A 17326-nucleotide genomic window follows, 5' to 3' on the forward strand; every position below is an offset into this window, starting at 1 on the left:
CTGTGGAACGGGCATCTTGCCCGTCCAAGCTATTGCTGTGGAACGGGCATCTTGCCCGTCCAAGCTATTGCTGTAAGAAGTCTAATGCACCCGACAAACCAGGGGAATCGCCTCCTGATTTTCCAACACCAAACCGTACTCCAAACCCTCAACCACCGCCTGACAAGAAGCATCCAAAATATTAGTAGAAACCCCCACAGTAGTCCAGCGCTGCTGGCGGTTGCTCGATTCCAATAAAACGCGAGTTTTAGCAGAAGTACCCGCACCAGAATCCAGAATTCGCACCTTGTAATCTGTCAGATAAAAATGGGCTATCGCCGGATAAAAATTCATCAAAGCTTTCCGCAAAGCCGCATCCAAAGCCGAAACCGGGCCGTTTCCTTCCGCACATTCCAGAATATTAGTACCGTTTACCGACAATTTCACCGTGGCTAAAGCCGTACAATCTTCGCCAACCTTATCGCAGTGGACTTGAAATCCCGTAATTTCAAACCAGCGCTGTCGCTGCGACAAAGCCTCCCGCATCAACAATTCAAAAGACGCCTCAGCGCCCTCAAATTGATATCCTTGACTTTCCAAATCTTTCAATTTTTGCAGAATTTGGCGACAAGCAGGATTTTGGCGATCGAGCTCAATGCCAAAAGTCTTAGCCTTCGCCAAAACATTACTCAAACCCGATTGATCCGAAATCACAATTCGCCGGATGTTCCCGACTTTTTGCGGTTCCAAATGTTCGTAAGTTAACGGATTTTTTTCAACCGCCGATACATGAATTCCGCCCTTGTGAGCAAAAGCCGAAAGGCCGACAAAAGGAGCATGATCATCGGGAGCAAGATTGACAATTTCGCTAATCGATCGGCTGACTTGAGTTAATTTAACTAATTGTTCGTTTTGAATGCAATCATAACCCAACTTCAGTTGAAAATTAGGAATCAAAGAACACAAGTCGGCATTGCCGCAGCGTTCTCCGTAACCGTTAATAGTTCCCTGTACCATTTTCACCCCTTCCCGCACAGCAGCCAAAGCATTAGCAACCGCAACTCCCGAGTCATTGTGAGTGTGAATTCCTAACTGTAAGGAATTTGCGCGGGTTCCTAAAGCTGCTAAAACATCGCGAACAACCTGACTGACTTCGTGAGGCAAAGTACCGCCGTTAGTATCGCAAAGCACCAGCCATTCTGCACCGGCATCCGCCGCCGCTGCTAAAGTTTTAATGGCATAATCGGGATTGTGTTTGTATCCATCAAACCAGTGTTCGGCATCATAAATAACGCGCCTTCCCTGACTCCGTAAATATTCAATAGTATCTCGAATCATCGCCAGATTTTCTTCTAGCGTCGTCTTCAAACTTTCAATTACGTGCAAATCCCACGACTTGCCAAACAGTGTTACCCAGCGAGTACCAGCGGACAAGATAGGCTGCAACATTTCATCATTGGCTGCTGTTCTTCCCGGTCGCCTAGTCGAACAAAAAGCGACAACTTCTGCTTGAGTTAGTGGCTGTTCTTTGAGCCGCCAAAAAAATTGTACATCTTTAGGATTCGCCCCCGGCCAGCCGCCTTCAATAAAGGGAATTCCTAAACTATCTAACTGCCGAGCTATGCGCAGTTTATCTTCGAGAGATAAGCAGAGTCCCTCGCACTGAGCACCGTCTCGCAGCGTGGTATCGTAGATCCAGAGCCGATTTGTCATGGGAATTCTCAATTAGAAATTGGTAATATATGACTTATCATATTAGATGAATTTATTTGAAATAAATGCGATAATATATAGGAAAGTTAACATAAATCTAATTGGGGTGAATTGCTGTGGTCAAGGTACAAGCGCAAGGAAAAACATTTGAGTGCGATCGCGGATCGAATCTCCGTGAAGTTTTGCTGAAAAACGGCATCGATCTCTACAATGGCAACGCCAAAGTCATCAACTGTCACGGTTTGGGTACTTGCGGCACCTGCGCCGTCACCGTCGAGGGCGCAGTTTCCGAGCCCGAGTGGCGCGAAAAAGCGCGACTTTCGCTTCCTCCCCATTCTCCCGCATCGAACCGCCGTTTGTCCTGCCAAACTAAGGTTTTAGGCGATATTAAGGTGACAAAATATGACGGTTTCTGGGGCCAGGGTTCGGAAACTGTATGGAAACCTCAAGGATAGATTTTTTGTGCAGGAAGGCTGATAAGCTGTATTGCATTTAGATTGCATATTTTGGGTGATGCTCAGAGCATCGCCCCACAAGAGAATATGTAGGAATTGCCCAAGAATTCTAATTGTAAGGTGCGAGCACTAGCACCTTACTCTCAAGAAGTCAGAGAGGTAAAAAAGCCAGAAAGTCCATAGAAAAGTCAATGAATTCATCTGAAGATATTCTGATTATTGGCGGCGGAATTATCGGTCTTTCGCTAGCAGTTGAACTGAAGTTGCGAGGGGCTTCTGTCGCAGTTCTCACCGCCGATTCTCCACAACCGACGGCCCGGGCCGCCGCCGGAATGCTCGCCCCCCAAGCTGAACGAATTCCCCCCAGTCCGATGCTGGATTTGTGCTTGCAAAGTCGCTCCCTGTATGCTGCCTGGGTGGAACGACTGGAAGAGATTACGGGGTTGAAAACGGGTTATTGGCGATCGGGCATTCTCGCACCAGTCTGTCAAAATCAGCCTCAAGAACAGCCACATTTGTCAAACCTTAATTCTCAATGGTTAGATGCAGACGCTGTTCGCCAGCAGCAGTTAGGATTGGGTGAAGAAGTAATTGGTGGCTGGTGGTATCCCGACGACGCTCAAGTTGACAACCGCGCTTTATTTCGGACGCTTCAAGCCGCAACTAAAGAATTGCAAATTGAGATTATTCAAGGCAGTGCAGGGCAAATTATTCGGCAGGGAAACCGAGTTTTTGGCGTGGAAACAACGGCAGGGAAATTGCAAGCCGACAGTTATGTTTTGGCGTCAGGGCCTTGGTCTGAGCAGTTATTGGATGTTCCGGTTTTTCCAAGAAAGGGGCAAATGCTGTCAGTATGCGTACCAGAAGATAGTGGAGTCACTCAGCCACTGCAAACAGTTTTATTCGGCACAGGCATTTATATTGTACCGCGTCAAGATGGCAGAATTATTATTGGCGCAACTAGCGAAAATGTGGATTTCACCCCAGGAAATACGCCTGCGGGAATCCAAAGTTTGCTAGCAGGAGCGATCGAGTTATATCCTGAATTGCAAAATTATCCGATTCTAGAGTTTTGGTGGGGATTTCGGCCGGCAACTCCCGATGAGCTGCCGATTTTGGGTGCTAGTGTTTGGGAGAATTTGACGCTGGCGACGGGGCATTATCGCAATGGCATTTTGTTGGCTCCGGTGACGGCTAAGTTGTTAGCTGATTTGATGTTGCAGCAAAAGTTAGATCCGTTATTGCCTGCGTTTAATTATTCGAGGTTTGCATTTTCATGACCTTCGGTTTGTAGTGAGGACTTTAGTCCTCTCTTTATAAAGATAAATGAAGAAGGACTAAAGTCCTTACTACGAACTTGATTCTGGTCAACGGCTGAATGCAGGAGGACTAAAGTTCGATGCTGGGAACCATTTTTTTGTAAGTCATAATTAGTTAAGATCCTGTTTTTGGGGTTGGTTCAATTCCCGGCATTTACTCGCAGCCAAATCGTAAGCCTTTTGGTAATCTTTACCGCCTAACATCACATCGCCGTAATATTCATAGGGTTGATTTCCGTAAACCGGCAGCGGGTCATCTTCTGGATAATCTTCTTTTGACTCATCTAGAATTGCTTTGAGTTTCTTGATGCTCAATCGCTGGGCGGGAAAGTAATGAATGTCTTGAGCGCTGAAACCGAGATGGGGAAAAGTGGGGTCAACAATTCGCTCGTCGAGTTCAATCCAGCTATACTCGATGGGTTTGTAAGGTACTCCGGGTGCAGCTAAAAATCCTTGGACGTAGATTGCGCCTTCGGTGGTTAATGCTGCTTTGGAAGCGTTATCAAAGCAGTTTTTCCGGTTGCTTTTGATGCGAGTGGCGATTTCAATAGAAAGCGTCTCATCTAACAGTTCGCTCATGATATATTCTAGTTGCGGGTGCGATTAGATTGTAGCAAGTCGGAGCTGCGAGCGCAAAGAACGATCTTCCTCAAATTCCCGTCTCGATGAGGTGAAATTTGGTAAATGAGTAGCGGTTTGCCAAAAACTCAGGCGGCGCGATACAGGCTGGAAAGTCGATCGCCCGTATCACCCTCCCGGCAGATAAAAATATTTGGGAGTCGCCGAATGTTTGAAAGTGCGATCGAGTTGGGGCTTGAACCCTAAACAGTAGCGATTGGTGAGGTTCCTGAGACGTTTCACAGTTTTTTATGCAAACAAGCCAAAGTTGTGATAACCTCATAGATGTGCGAAAATCGGTTCCAACAAAAAATCACTGTTGGAAGAAACGGGGAAAGTCCGGTGTAAGTCCGGCGCTGTCCCGCAACTGTGATGAGATGATAGAGTCTCTTAGTCAGAAGGCCCGCCGATATCGCAAACCTGTTCTTTTTCGTCTACGAGGCATAGATGATGGTTAATTCAGCATTCTCAAAATTTATGTGTTTTGGCGATCGATCTATTGACTTAGAACGATATAGATTGGATTTCACTGATTCCTGATAGATTTGAGTCAGGCAATAGTTTCTTCGTGAGTGTAAATACGAGGCGATCGTCCACCAATCGCTAAATCTTTCGCTATCGTCTGTCCCTACAATGAGCAAATCATCATACTTTGTACTGATTTGAACTCAGCCTCAGTATATTTTTGCTGCCAATTTTCACTAATTCAATTAACTAACTAGAGTGATGACGATTCTAACTGAGACATTTGGCTATCCTCGGATTGGTAAAAACCGGGAATTCAAGAAAGCCCGAGAAGCATTTGGGAGTGAAAAATTAGAAACAGATGCCTTATTGCAGGGGATTCCTGCGCTGAAAAATATCGTGAAATATGTTAAAGTGTTGCGTGAGGAAGCCGATGCAAGTTGAAAATAACAAGCAGCAAGGTAGCTTTCGCCATTGGCAGAATCTGTTCATACACCAAAATATCCTGACAATTGGATACACCGCTTGGAATGGATTTTTAAAAGTTGGTCGAGGTATGGTGGTTTGTGATGTCGATCTACCTGTCAACAAACTTGTAAATTGGCAGAGTGATACCGTTGGGCATCACTTACAATTCATCACTGAATTATCAGTAACAGATTATCTACAACGACTCGAATTAGAGCCATCCACTCTCTCCAATGTACTTCAAATTATTGCCACCTACAATCCCACCCAAGAAATTATCATTTTGCTAACAGGTAACGGTCAAATTGAAATCGATTTGCTGCAACGTTTAGCAATTTCTCCGGTTGATTGTTACGACCAAGTACGTCAGCGCTGGGATGAATTTCAACTGCACGATACAACCCAAAGGAGAAGACAATGAACTCAATCTTATCAGCAGGTTTATCAAGCATGGGTTAAAATTAAACCGCAATTAACCCATTTTTACAATGGCAAAAATATCCAGATCCTCATTCTCAGCTTAGCACTTATCCACACTACAGACATACTGAATGAAAAGCGCGATCAAAAAGTCAGATTTTGTGCTAGCTCCTTATATGAAGAGCAACAATTTCAAAGCTACTTGCCAAATACTCAATACCGTAATTCCCTATATATTTTTATGGTTTTTAGCATTTAAAGCTGCTGCCATTTCTGTATTCCTTCTACCGCCGATAATCGTGTTAATGACACTCTTTTCAGGACGCTGTTTCTCCTTAATGCACGATTGCGGACACTATTCTCTGTTTAGCTCCAAAAAAGTCAATCGCACCGTGGGCTTTCTGCTCGGTATCATCAATGCAATTCCTCAGTACCCCTGGTCTAGGGGACACGCTTACCATCACAAACATAATGGTAATTGGGATATGTACCGCGGCCCTTCGGCGTTGATTTCTACAGAAAAATTTGCGGCGCTAAGTCCATTCAATCAAAAGATATATCAATTGCTCAGACACCCGTTGATGCTGTTTCCTGGTGGTTTTTTCTACCTGATTATTAAGCCAAGACTCGCGCTAGTTTTGGGGAGTGTTGGTTTTATTCAACATATTTTCACTTGTCTAAATCAAGATTCTGGCATGGGTTTATCTGCAATCATTGCCTCTTATAAATCCAAACATTGGTATACGACGGCTGAGTTTTGGGATTTACTCTTCAACAATATTTGTGTTGTGGGTAGCTGGATTTATCTGAGCAACTTACTTGGGGTTGGCTTTTTCTGGAGTGTTTACTCAATTGTGATGACTTGCTCGGCGGCGATATTTATCTGTATCTTCTTTGTACAGCATAATTTTGAGGGTTCCTACGCTCACAAAACAGAGGGCTGGGACTATCTGCTTGGTGCGATCGAAGGTAGCAGTTATCTCAAATTACCAGCTATTCTTAATTGGTTTTCGGCTGATATTGCTTACCACAATATTCATCATCTTTCTGAGCGAATCCCTAATTACAATCTTCGGGCGTGTCACAATGCTAATCTGCACCTGCTTGGTAATTCAAGAATTATGACAATTGGCGAAATCCCTGATTGTTTCAAGTTCATTCTTTGGGATGCTGATTCTGATAGCTTGCAATCGATCGCATCATTTAAAGAAAAAGTACAAAGTCAATTGGTCAAGGTAAAAGATCTGACGGTTGAAACCGCTTTTGTACAAGCAAAACCCTAGAAAAGCGGGTTGAAGAACGAGTCCTTAAAATTGTGTGGTCTTTTGTCTTATTCAGTCTGTGAAGGCGGAGATAGTTTGGGTAGAGGCGCTTGAAACCGCAGTATTATCTTATAATCGTTCAATCGCCCCATTTTTTTTGGCAATTTCAGCCTATATTCTGCTTTGGAGCTCAGGTAAAAAATGAATTTATTTGTTGTTGTAGTTGGAGTTGTGTTTGCACTACTGGCGATCGCCCTTACGATCTATTTAATCACGGCTCGCCCTTATCAATCATCCGACTCTGTGGCGAATTCCTACGACGAATGGACGGAAGACGGCATTCTGGAGTTTTATTGGGGCGAACATATCCACTTGGGCCATTACGGTACGCCGCCGCAACAGAAAGATTTCCTCACAGCCAAATCCGATTTTGTGCATGAAATGGTGCGCTGGGGCGGCTTGGATCAATTACCTGCTGGTACTACCGTCTTAGATGTGGGCTGTGGAATTGGGGGTAGCAGCCGCATTTTGGCACAGGATTACCGCTTCGCAGTCACTGGAATTACTATCAGCCCGCAGCAAGTTAAACGCGCTCAAGAATTAACTCCCCCAGAACTTGATTTGCAGTTTCGGGTGGATGATGCTATGGCACTTTCGTTTCCCGATGCGAGTTTTGATGTGGTTTGGTCGATCGAAGCTGGGCCCCATATGCCAGATAAAGCCGTGTTTGCCAAAGAGTTGATGAGAGTCGTAAAGCCCGGTGGCGTGCTAGTTGTGGCGGATTGGAATCAAAGAGACGATCGCGAAATCCCTCTGAATTTCTGGGAGAAACCTGTAATGCAGCAACTACTGGATCAATGGTCACATCCGGCTTTTTCAAGCATCGAGGGCTTTTCAGAACTTTTAGAGGAAACGGGGTTTGTAGAGGGCGCTGTAACCACCGCAGATTGGACGAAAGAAACCCTTCCTTCATGGATAGATTCTATCTGGCAAGGTATAGCTAGACCGGCCGGATTAGTACGTTTTGGTATATCGGGTTTTATCAAGTCTCTGCGAGAAGTACCGACTCTTTTACTAATGCGTTTAGCATTTGGTGCGGGGCTTTGTCGCTTTGGAATGTTCCGCGTAATTCGAGCAAATTCCTTGGCAGAATTTACAGCAACAAGTTCTACTAAAATTATGACTGGTGTTTAGGAATGAGAATTAAATAAACTGCAATTTTCATGGTTCTTGTGGGATGGGCGTCTCGCCCGTCCCTTTTGGACGGGCGAGACGCCCATCCCACAGCCTGATGCAGTTGATTTAATTAATGCTCAAAAGCTATTGTAGGGTGCGTCAGCATTTCTAAATCTTTGGGATAATTCTCAAAAATCAGGAGGCTGACGCACCCTACGAGAATTTGAATATGAGCTAGATCATAGAAAGCTTTGGGAGAATTTGGCAAACTGAGAGTAAGCTTAAATAGGAGGTCAAATCAATGACCAATACTACTCTCAATTTTAAGACTGCACCGGGACATGAAGTCCTAGCGGCGGCTGGCAAGAAAATGCTGAGGCCGGGGGGAAAAGTTGCTACGGAAATGTTGTTTGAATGGGCGGATTTTCAACCGAACCAGACTGTTTTGGAGTTGGCTGCTAGTTTTGGATATAGTTCGATCGCCCTTGCGGAGCGTTTTGGCGTTAAAGTAGTGGGTGTTGAGAAAAATCCCGACAGTGTGGCGCGCGCCCGTGCTAACGTTGCAGCAGCGGGTTTGAGCGATCGAGTGGAAATTGTCGAAGGAGATATTTTTCACTTGGATCGGATTTCCCAGCAGTTTGATTGGGTGTTGGCTGAAGCTATTCTGACGATGCAGTCGCCGTCGGGGAAAGCTAAAATTTTATCGGGAATTGGCGATCGGCTAAAACCAGGTGGCAAGTTTTTGTCTCACGAACTTTTAGCCCGAAACCGAGAATCAGAAATTCACAAAGCTTTATCAGAAGTGACTCGCGCTAATTCCACGCCTTTGTCTGAATCGGGCTGGATTGCTGTTTGTCAAAACGTCGGTTTGCAGGTAGAAAAGTGCCAAACCGGGGCGATGGGACTCCTCAACTTGCGGCGAATGTTGGATGATGAAGGGTTTGTGGGCACTGTGCGGATTTTGTGGAATGTTTTAAGTAAAGGGCAAATTCGCGATCGTATCCTAGCAATGCGTCGAGTTTTCCAGCATTACCAACAGGATTTAGGCTACATCATCCTCTGTGCAACTAAACAATCTTAACGGAGTCAAAATTTATGACTGCTACTCTTTTACCACTACAATCTTCAGCAATTCAACTCAGAGATACAATTGAATATCCCGCAGCCGGAGTGCTGAGCAAAATTTTAGTCAAAGACAATAATTGTCAGCATACTTTACTTTGTTTAGCCGCAGGTTCAGAAATTGCCGAACACAATTCGGCGCGTAATGCCACAGTTAATGTAGTCGAAGGAAAGGGGATTTTGACTCTGGAAGGTAACGATATTGTCTTGGAACCGGGGGTGTTTGTTTTTATGCCTGCTCGCGCTCCCCACGCTTTGAAGGCTGAAGAAAATTTGGCGTTTGTTTTAACATTTTCGGAGTGAAAATAAGACCCGGCAAATGGAATTCGTGAGAATAAGACCCGGCGAATGGAATTCGTGAGAATAAGACCCGGCGAATGGAATTCGCGGCGACACAAACAAAACCCGCCTCCGCGGGTTGAAGAATGAGTGGTTAAAATAAAATTATCTAATCTTCAGTCTGCGGAGGCAGACTTCGTTTGTGTAGACGCGGTTTCAACCGTACGTCCTATCTTCGTTGTAGGCGCGATTTAAACCACCGTCCTATCTTCGAGAAGGCTTTAATCTATTTCATCTCCAGAGGCGAGATTCTCCAATTTGTGCCAATCCAATACAGTAATTTTTCCGCCTCGACTGTAGGATACAAACGGCTTCAGTTTCTTAAACAACCGCACGCATTCTTCGTAGGTAATGCCAATACTGCGAGCAATTTGATAGTAGGGAAAACGTTTTTCTAAACATACACTATTATCCACAATCTTCGTGCCTTGCTCGATGCTAAAGTAATGAATGAATCGGGCCAGCCGCACGATCGCCCTTTCCGACACCAAACCGTGCACTGTGTCGTGCAGTTGCTGCAACCGCTGGTTAAAAACCGCCAATATTCGCAAAGCAATCTCAGGATTTTGCCGAATTGCTGCTAGCAAAAATTCCCGTTCTGTGGTAAGAACTTGGACATCAGTTTCTGCTGTCACCGTTGCGGGGGCAATCCCGTTACCCAGCAAAGCAGGTGCGGCAAACATATCTCCCTGAAATAAGGTGCGGAGAATTGTTTCTTTGCCCGCCGCCGCTGTTTTTGCCACCCGCAGCGAACCGCTCAAAACCGTGTATAATTTTTCGGGGATGCGATCGCCCTCATACATCACAACTTCTCCCTGTCGGTAAGTCCGAATTGCTGTGTGTTCTTGCAATCGCTCTAATTCAGTTCGGTTTAAGCTGGCAAATATCCCAATTTCGGCCAGTTGCTCGACGGTTGCTTTCATAGATTTAACTTTAGGCGATCGGAGTTCATTCAGAGTATAATAGCGGTGAATTCAGAATATATCGAGACCAGCAGAGCCATCTACGAAAATGCAGCACCCGAATATCAGCGATATTATTTTGATGAGATAGCTGGCGGATTTGTCCTCATCCACCAACAACACAATCTTAATAATTCGGAAATCTTTATTGCTGAAGTTTTGGCTAAAATAGGGAAGAGAGTTAAAATGCTGAGCGAGCAAGCAGCAGAGGGTGTGAGAACGCCAGATGCTGAGATAGACGGTCAGATTTGCGAATTTAAGGAGTTGACAAAATCTACTAAAAACATCAGATACCGAGTTCAGGAAGGAATCAGCAGGGCAAAAAATCAAGGTGCAGCAGCCGTTATTATTCATGTAAATCGAGAGACTTACGAGTTCTGGAAGATAAACGATGGCATCAGGAAAGCTTTTTATTGGGACGAAGCTCAACTGATTCAAGCAATTATATTAGTATTCAACACCGAAGAAGTTCAAGAGATTGCTAGGGAGGAATGGGAAAATGGAAGACGTTTTTAATGACTTTGAAGAAGCCATACAAACTGGTTTAAAAAATCATATGCCGCGAGATGCCAAATTGATTACACTCGGCCAAATTTTATATGCAGTTACCCGCGACGAAATGACAAATGAAGAAGGTTGGCAGCTAGAAGCAATGCTCGGAGGCAGAGAACAATGGAAAGAGGCACTTGAGTATAGCATTTTTGGCTATCCAGTAGATACAGCAACTCCATCTTTAGACAAACCTCTGGTAATTGCTGGCAAAACTTTTCATTCTCGCTTGATGACGGGGACGGGAAAATATCGCAGCATTGCCGAAATGCAGCAAAGTGTCAATGCTAGTAGGTGCGAAATTGTGACTGTAGCTGTGCGCCGAGTGCAAACAAATGCTCCCGGACATGAAGGATTGGCAGAGGCTCTCGATTGGACTAAAATTTGGATGCTGCCCAATACTGCTGGTTGTCAAACTGCGGATGAGGCGATTAGAGTGGCTCGTTTGGGCCGGGAAATGGCGAAACTTTTGGGGCAGGAAGATAATAATTTTGTCAAGTTAGAAGTGATTCCTGATGCTAAGTATTTGCTGCCAGATCCGATCGGCACTTTGGAAGCGGCAGAGCAATTAGTCAAAGAAGGTTTTGCCGTTTTGCCTTACATCAATGCCGATCCCCTGCTGGCAAAACGCCTAGAAGAAGTCGGTTGCGTAACAGTGATGCCTTTAGGTTCGCCGATCGGTTCCGGGCAAGGGATCAACAATGCTGCCAACATTCAAATAATCATTGACACGGTGAAGATTCCTGTGGTGGTGGATGCGGGGATTGGGACTCCCAGCGAAGCTGCCCGAGCCATGGAAATGGGAGCCGATGCACTGTTGATTAATTCCGCGATCGCCAATGCCAAAAATTCCCCAGCAATGGCAAAAGCAATGGGAATGGCAGCAGAAGCGGGACGTTTAGCGTACTTAGCAGGAAGAATGCCGGTCAAAGATTATGCGATCGCCTCTTCCCCCGAAACAGGCACTGTCAACTCAAAATAAATTCCCCAACTTTTAACGGCGCTTTGAGATCGTTTTTTGGTAAAGTGATGGCAATCAAAAATATTGAGGATTGTTGCCAATGCCTTATACTACCGAAGAAGATGGACGCTTGAACAACTTTGCCAAAGAGCCGAAGATGTACGGTGCTGAATATCCCAACAAGAACCAGCAGCGGAACTACATCATCCTGGGTATTGCAGGAACCCTGTTGGTGGCCGGCTTGGTGTATGTGGCCGCTTCAGTCTAAAAGCTGAGCTGACACTCAAACCTGCTTCAAATCTAAATTTTAAATAATCCTTCAACTAACCATGTTTTCCAACCAGTGGAAACATGGTTTTTGTGTTTCAATGAAAAGCAGGTAGTTGCGATAATCCTGAACTGTGCCGAGCGAGCTGAAAAACTAAATATGACTAGCAGAAATTTGGTGGTTTGCTTGGGGCGATGGGGTTCAGGGACTTGGGTTGCAATTAATCGGACGGCAGCGTCAAAAATTAAAAATTGCTAATTGAAAATCTACAATCCTGTGGTGTTAACGGTGCGATTGACTGCCGAACGGGTCGGTGTTGGGAGCGATCGGCTATCGGCGATTTCAACTCTCAACTCTACAATCTACAATCTACAATCTACAATCTACAATCCAAAATCTAAAATCTAAAATCGCCAGACCGTGATGTCTATTCCTTCCCAAAAAGTTTCTAGCTCGAACAAGCAGATCTATCAACGCTTGAAACAGGCGATCGACCTCAACTTACGCCGTCAAATTTTTATCGCCGCCTGCGACGACTTGTACTTGCGGGACTGTCTGGCAGCCCGCTTGCAGGCAGAATTAGCAGCAGACAGCCCTGACTCCTTTCCTCGCTCCCCGATCGACTATCCCCGATTTGTCAGTTTGGAACTCGACTTGAGCGATCCAAATCCTTGGGACTCGATCGCCGCATGGCTGACACAACACCCACCCCATCAAAACAGGGGTGGCTACACCCGTTTGCCAGGATTTCAAATTCTCGGGGCAGAACACCTGACCAGGCATTCAGCAGCCGTGCAGTGGTCGTTCCTAAGCTATTTGAGGGACATCGAAGCAAACCTGCAAATGTGCGAGTCTACTCTGTTGCTGTGGGTGTCGCGCCCTTGGCTAAGTTCGATCGAGCAATCGGCCCCAGAATTTTGGCAATGGCGCACCGGAGTATTTGAGTTTGAAGGCGAACCGACTCCAGCGAAGGAAGACGGAGGGCACTCCGAGGACGGAGGGCACTCTGAAAACTTGGGAAACTTGCGGGACAACGGAGACTCGGGTGCCAAACTTTTAAGATTGTCAGAGTCTGGACAATCCCCATTTCCCGACGAACAAGTCCCAATTCCCGATTCCCCGTCCGCCACAACAGATTCTAAATCCGTCGAACTGGCAGATTTGGTGCTAGCAGCCGCTTCTGAGGAGTTGGAAGCAGAAAATAATCCGGCATCGGAGGACAATTTTCTGCCGCTGCAAACCCTGCAATACATTGAACTGCTACAAGAACATCAATGCTGTTCCGAAGCATTGGCTTTGGCTTATCACAGTTTGGGAAATTGCTACCGCGATCGGATTCTGGGCGGCGACGCTTCCCCACAAAACCTGACAATCGCCATTGGCGCGATCGAGCAAGTGATTGCGTACCTCGAACTCGACGCCAGCTTACAGTCCAACCAACCACCAACTGACGAATGCGCGCGGCTGATTGCCCAATTGACACAAAATTTAACTGACGGCGCCCAGGAGTCCCACAGCCTACCGCCCATGGACGATCTGCTCAACGATCTCGGCACTTTCTACTGGATGCTGTCGCGCGATCGCACCAACGGCTCCAATGCCTCAGATCCGCAATCCTGCCTCGAACGCAGCATCGCCCTCTATCTTGAAGGTTTGAACCGCACAGATGCCGAGAGCGCACCCCAAACCCGCGTTAGATTAAACAAAAATTTGGGCATCGCTTCGGCTGATTTAGCCCGCTATCGAGACAAGACAGAGAACTTGCAGCAAGCAGTTGCAGCTTACCAACAAGCGCTGCTGGATCTCGATCCGGAGACGGAGCCCCAGCAGTACGCTGCGGCTCAGAATAATTTGGCGACAGCATACTGGAATTTAGCCCAAGATGGTGAGCCGATCGCCTATCTCAAAAGCGCGATCGCAGCTTATACCGAAGCCCTCTGGTGCTATAGTCCCGAACGAGAACCCCTCAACTATGCCGGAGTCCAAAACAATCTCGGTACAGCCTGCTGGAACCTCGCCCAGCACGAACCCTCAGAACTCCTATTAGTCAAGGCGATTGGGGCCTACCGCGAAGCGTTGAAATACCGCACCCGAGAATTAGTACCCGCAGCCGCAGCAGCCACTTACAACAATCTGGGTACCGCTTATTGGCATTTGGCGAACCAGTTTCAGCAAAAACAAGCGCGGACGGAATCATTACAGCAAGCAATTACCGCCTACGAAGCCGCCTTGGATATTGCGAGCGAGCTCGATCGAACTCAACTCACCTTTGACACTCTTGCCGCCCGCAACAATCTCGGACTAGCCCACTATCAACTAGCCACAGACCCAAATTTCGCCGCCAACAAAGCCGCACAGACTAGCCATCTTGAAGCAGCACTGCACCACCAGTTGCAAGTGTGCGCCGGTGTCGGACAACATCTCAATCACAAAGGGTTAACATATGGAGATAAACTCAACCTGCAAGCCCCAGCAAACTCCCAAGCTGCTGATTCCCGGCAAACAGCATTGAGCTATATTGTCAAAACGATTAGAGCTTTCTATAGTGAATGTGGGCTGCAAGGCCAAAATTTAGCCTTATCCAAAGTTCCCGGAGATTTATTGCCTGAAATCTTGCGTAGGTTATAAATATGGCTATAACTATATAAAAGCTCAATTTTTTCGAGATTTGTATCCAGTTTTCTCTTATTATGGCTGAATATTCTTGCCTAATTCTTCAAGTAAAGTTGTGGTCATGGCCCCTGTAAAAATCCTTGTGGTTGATGACGACCCGGCAATCCGAAATTTAATTCATCGTTTTTTGAGCCAGCAAGGTTATCAAGTTGAGTCGGGCGAGGACGGTCAGACTGGTCTAGAATTATTTGAGCAACTCAATCCTGACTTAGTAGTTCTAGATGTAAATTTACCCGATACGACTGGCTACAAACTTTGTCAAGAAATGCAAAGACGCACGGGCGTGTTTGTGTTGATGCTGACCAGCCGAACCGATGAAGCTGACAAAATGAAAGGGTTTGCCGAAGGCGCTGACGACTACATTACTAAACCATTCAGTCTTGTAGAAATTGGAGCTCGCGTTGCAGCCATCTTGAAGCGCAAACGCATAGTTACTCCCACTGAGCAACAAAGTCTTACCTTTGGACAGCTACTAATAGATCCCGTCCGCCGCGAGGTGATTATCAGCAGTCAAATAGTTGCTTTGACTGCTTTAGAATTTGACCTGCTCTACTGTTTGGCCAGCAAACCCGGTCGCGTGTGGAGGCGATCGGAATTGCTGCATGAAGTGTGGGACTACGAGTATGTAGGAGCCGATCGCGTGGTGGATGTCCATATCGGTCAAATTCGCCGCAAAATTGAACCAGATACCAATCAAGTTTCCATGATTCAAACCGTCCGGGGAGTGGGTTACAAATTTGAGCCAACAACCTAGCAGCATAACGTACAAAGCTCTAGGGGCGGGTGCACGCCCGAGTTCTAATTCCGATCGTGTTCGATCGATTACTCGTCATAAAAACAGTTCGTAGTGCGGACTTCAGTCCGCGTTGTGGAGCGGACTGAAGTCCGCACGACCAACTAATCTGATTGCTGCAAATACTCGCCCACTTCTAGCGCCCGCTCAAAACCCCTGCGGACGCAATCTCCCAAAGCCACGCCGCCAACGTAGTTGCTGCACAAATACAGCCCTGGCAAAGATTTTAAACCCCGATCGATCTGTTGCAGGCGATCGAAATGACCCAAATTGTACTGAGGGATCGCCCGCTTCCACAGATTCACGGCTAACACCTTCGGCGGAGCCGCTGAGGGCTTCAGCAAAATCCGAGACAAATCGCGGTGCACCTCCCCAACAATTTGTTCTGTGTCGAGATTGCCAATTTCCGAATCAGTAGCCCCGCCGATGTAACTGCTGAGAGTTTGCCAACCCGCAGGCGCGCGATCGGCAAATAAACTCGATGTCCAAATCGTCCCGAGGGTGCGAATTCCCTGCCCCCTCGGAATTAAATTCCCAAAACCCACTAATTTTTGCTTGACATCCGACACCGGATATGCTAAGACAACGCAGGCAACTGTAGGATAAGTAAAAGCTTGCAGAGCGCTGCTAATTTCCGGTTCCAGAGGCTGCAACAACTCGGCTGTAACGTAAGCAGGCGTTGTCAAAACCACAGTCCGGGCCTCAACTTCCTGCTGTCCCTCGGGCGTCGAAAAGACAGCAATATAAGTTTCGCGTTGTGTGCGATCGAGCCGAGTCAGATGCCAGTTGAGTTTCAGCCGATCGCCCAAATTCGCAGCGATCGCCTCTGGCAGAGCCTTCAACCCCCCTTTAAACGAGCCCAACTCCCCCGGCTTAGTCTTCGGCACATTCGGGTCTGCAACATTCTTGAGCCCCCCCTTACCAAGGGGGGATTGGGGTTTTTTTTTCCTAGCAGAAAGCAGCGCCCCCGCCACCAGCCCGCCACCCAAATCAGCCATCTTTGTTACCCGGCCAAAAGCAGCCGCCGCGCTAAGTTGTTGCGGATCACCCGCATACACCCCAGAAACAAAAGGTTCTACCAAGCGCTGCATAACTTCCGTACCGAGATGACGGCGGAAAAATTGAGAAACAGTTTCCTGATCGCCCTGCTGCGAAAGTTGAGAACCCATTGCCGGCGCAACAAACCCCAAAGCCCCGAACAAAGCCCGCAGTTTCCCCGGAAAACTCAGCAACTGAGACTGAATCATCGCCCCAGGAGTCATCGGCACCGGTTGCAGCTTATTTTGCCAATACACATAACGCGGCAATTTGCGATCGGCAAAAATCAACTCCTGCTTAAGTCCCACATCAACAGCCAACTTCATCAACTCCGGCGTCGGCGAAAAACTATTCGGGCCCTCCTCCCAGAGAAACCCCCCCGCTGTCACAGTTGTGATATTGCCACCCACACGTCCCTGACTCTCAGCGACCAAAATTGCCCGAGGCGATGCACTCGTTGCTTCTTTTTGAAGTGCGTGCGCCAAACTTAAACCGCTAATCCCCGCACCCACAATCAAGGTATCTAAAATTTCCATAGTTACATATAAAAATATCGCAATCTTTATTGTACATGGGTTTGCGTGGCTTCTGTTCTTTGCTGAGCCTATTCCAAAACCACTTTCAGATTACCGAATCGGGAATTGGGAATCGGGAATCGGGAATCGGGAATCGGTAATTGGGAATCGGGAATCGGCAAACTTTCCCGTATTTCTCAAGCATTTTTCTCAAAGCTTGTAGCTCAATAT

18 protein-coding genes and 1 riboswitch are annotated in these 17326 nt (G+C 46.7%); of the genes, 14 read left to right on the forward strand and 4 right to left on the reverse strand.

Translation table 11 applies throughout. The features are described from left to right. Positions 1-81: 81 nt before the first annotated feature. On the reverse strand, positions 82-1692 hold the full coding sequence (gene cimA, locus QUB68_RS04590) for a citramalate synthase (RefSeq protein WP_332989800.1): 1611 nt from the start codon (positions 1690-1692) through the stop codon (positions 82-84). Positions 1693-1808: 116 nt separating this feature from the next. Here cimA and QUB68_RS04595 point away from each other — a divergent pair, with 116 nt between their 5' ends. Together QUB68_RS04595 and thiO are read left to right on the forward strand one after the other, a co-directional pair. Next, on the forward strand, positions 1809-2147 hold the full coding sequence (locus tag QUB68_RS04595; protein WP_332989802.1) for a 2Fe-2S iron-sulfur cluster-binding protein: 339 nt from the start codon (positions 1809-1811) through the stop codon (positions 2145-2147). Between the two features lie 191 nt (positions 2148-2338). Beyond that, positions 2339-3427, forward strand: coding sequence for a glycine oxidase ThiO (gene thiO, locus QUB68_RS04600; RefSeq protein ID WP_332989804.1), 1089 nt, complete (start codon positions 2339-2341; stop codon positions 3425-3427). 150 nt (positions 3428-3577) lie between these two features. Here the strand turns inward: thiO and QUB68_RS04605 are convergent, their stop codons facing one another. After that, positions 3578-4045 (reverse strand): hypothetical protein, encoded by a 468-nt coding sequence (locus QUB68_RS04605; RefSeq protein ID WP_332989806.1) that lies wholly within the window; start codon positions 4043-4045, stop codon positions 3578-3580. A 105-nt stretch (positions 4046-4150) separates the two neighbouring features. On the opposite strand from QUB68_RS04605, the gene QUB68_RS04610 reads away from it, so the two are divergent. From QUB68_RS04610 to QUB68_RS04640, 7 genes are all read left to right on the forward strand, one after another. Beyond that, positions 4151-4291 (forward strand): hypothetical protein, encoded by a 141-nt coding sequence (locus tag QUB68_RS04610; RefSeq protein WP_332989808.1) that lies wholly within the window; start codon positions 4151-4153, stop codon positions 4289-4291. Between the two features lie 73 nt (positions 4292-4364). After that, positions 4365-4508: riboswitch (cobalamin riboswitch) on the forward strand. Positions 4509-4810: 302 nt separating this feature from the next. Beyond that, entirely contained in the window at positions 4811-4993 is a 183-nt protein-coding gene (locus QUB68_RS04615) for a hypothetical protein (RefSeq protein ID WP_332989810.1), read from the forward strand. Further along, positions 4983-5438 carry a hypothetical protein gene (locus tag QUB68_RS04620; RefSeq protein WP_332989812.1) on the forward strand — a complete coding sequence of 152 codons (456 nt, stop codon included), beginning with the start codon at positions 4983-4985 and terminating at the stop codon, positions 5436-5438. Before QUB68_RS04615 ends, QUB68_RS04620 begins: the two co-directional genes overlap by 11 nt. A 130-nt stretch (positions 5439-5568) precedes the next feature. Next, positions 5569-6720, forward strand: a complete 1152-nt coding sequence (locus QUB68_RS04625) for a fatty acid desaturase (RefSeq protein WP_332989814.1) — start codon at positions 5569-5571, stop codon at positions 6718-6720. Between the two features lie 180 nt (positions 6721-6900). Beyond that, positions 6901-7893 (forward strand): methyltransferase domain-containing protein, encoded by a 993-nt coding sequence (locus QUB68_RS04630; protein WP_332989816.1) that lies wholly within the window; start codon positions 6901-6903, stop codon positions 7891-7893. A gap of 283 nt (positions 7894-8176) precedes the next feature. Continuing rightward, the gene (locus QUB68_RS04635; RefSeq protein WP_332989817.1) at positions 8177-8956 is read left to right on the forward strand and encodes an SAM-dependent methyltransferase; all 780 of its coding nucleotides are present in this window, start codon (positions 8177-8179) and stop codon (positions 8954-8956) included. 14 nt (positions 8957-8970) lie between these two features. Beyond that, positions 8971-9300: a cupin domain-containing protein gene (locus tag QUB68_RS04640; protein ID WP_332989819.1), complete on the forward strand. Its 330-nt coding sequence runs from the start codon at positions 8971-8973 to the stop codon at positions 9298-9300. 257 nt (positions 9301-9557) lie between these two features. On the opposite strand, the gene QUB68_RS04645 is transcribed toward QUB68_RS04640, so the two are convergent. Beyond that, positions 9558-10259, reverse strand: coding sequence for a Crp/Fnr family transcriptional regulator (locus tag QUB68_RS04645; protein ID WP_332989821.1), 702 nt, complete (start codon positions 10257-10259; stop codon positions 9558-9560). 45 nt (positions 10260-10304) lie between these two features. On the opposite strand from QUB68_RS04645, the gene QUB68_RS04650 reads away from it, so the two are divergent. From QUB68_RS04650 to QUB68_RS04670, 5 genes are all read left to right on the forward strand, one after another. After that, positions 10305-10814: a hypothetical protein gene (locus QUB68_RS04650; protein ID WP_332989823.1), complete on the forward strand. Its 510-nt coding sequence runs from the start codon at positions 10305-10307 to the stop codon at positions 10812-10814. Next, positions 10798-11829: a thiazole synthase gene (locus QUB68_RS04655; RefSeq protein ID WP_332989825.1), complete on the forward strand. Its 1032-nt coding sequence runs from the start codon at positions 10798-10800 to the stop codon at positions 11827-11829. The genes QUB68_RS04650 and QUB68_RS04655 overlap by 17 nt, the downstream gene beginning before the upstream one ends. Positions 11830-11908: 79 nt before the next feature. Beyond that, positions 11909-12076: a photosystem II assembly protein Psb34 gene (gene psb34 / locus QUB68_RS04660; RefSeq protein WP_332989827.1), complete on the forward strand. Its 168-nt coding sequence runs from the start codon at positions 11909-11911 to the stop codon at positions 12074-12076. A gap of 423 nt (positions 12077-12499) precedes the next feature. After that, on the forward strand, positions 12500-14704 hold the full coding sequence (locus tag QUB68_RS04665; RefSeq protein ID WP_332989829.1) for a hypothetical protein: 2205 nt from the start codon (positions 12500-12502) through the stop codon (positions 14702-14704). Between the two features lie 106 nt (positions 14705-14810). Continuing rightward, a complete protein-coding gene (locus QUB68_RS04670) occupies positions 14811-15503 on the forward strand; it encodes a response regulator transcription factor (RefSeq protein ID WP_332989830.1) in 693 nt (230 codons plus the stop codon). Between the two features lie 143 nt (positions 15504-15646). Here the strand turns inward: QUB68_RS04670 and hemG are convergent, their stop codons facing one another. After that, positions 15647-17116, reverse strand: coding sequence for a protoporphyrinogen oxidase (hemG, locus tag QUB68_RS04675; RefSeq protein ID WP_332989831.1), 1470 nt, complete (start codon positions 17114-17116; stop codon positions 15647-15649). Positions 17117-17326: the final 210 nt, after the last annotated feature.

It is taken from the genome of Microcoleus sp. A006_D1 (assembly GCF_036702805.1).
In the GTDB taxonomy this organism is placed as follows: Bacteria; Cyanobacteriota; Cyanobacteriia; order Cyanobacteriales; family Microcoleaceae; genus Microcoleus.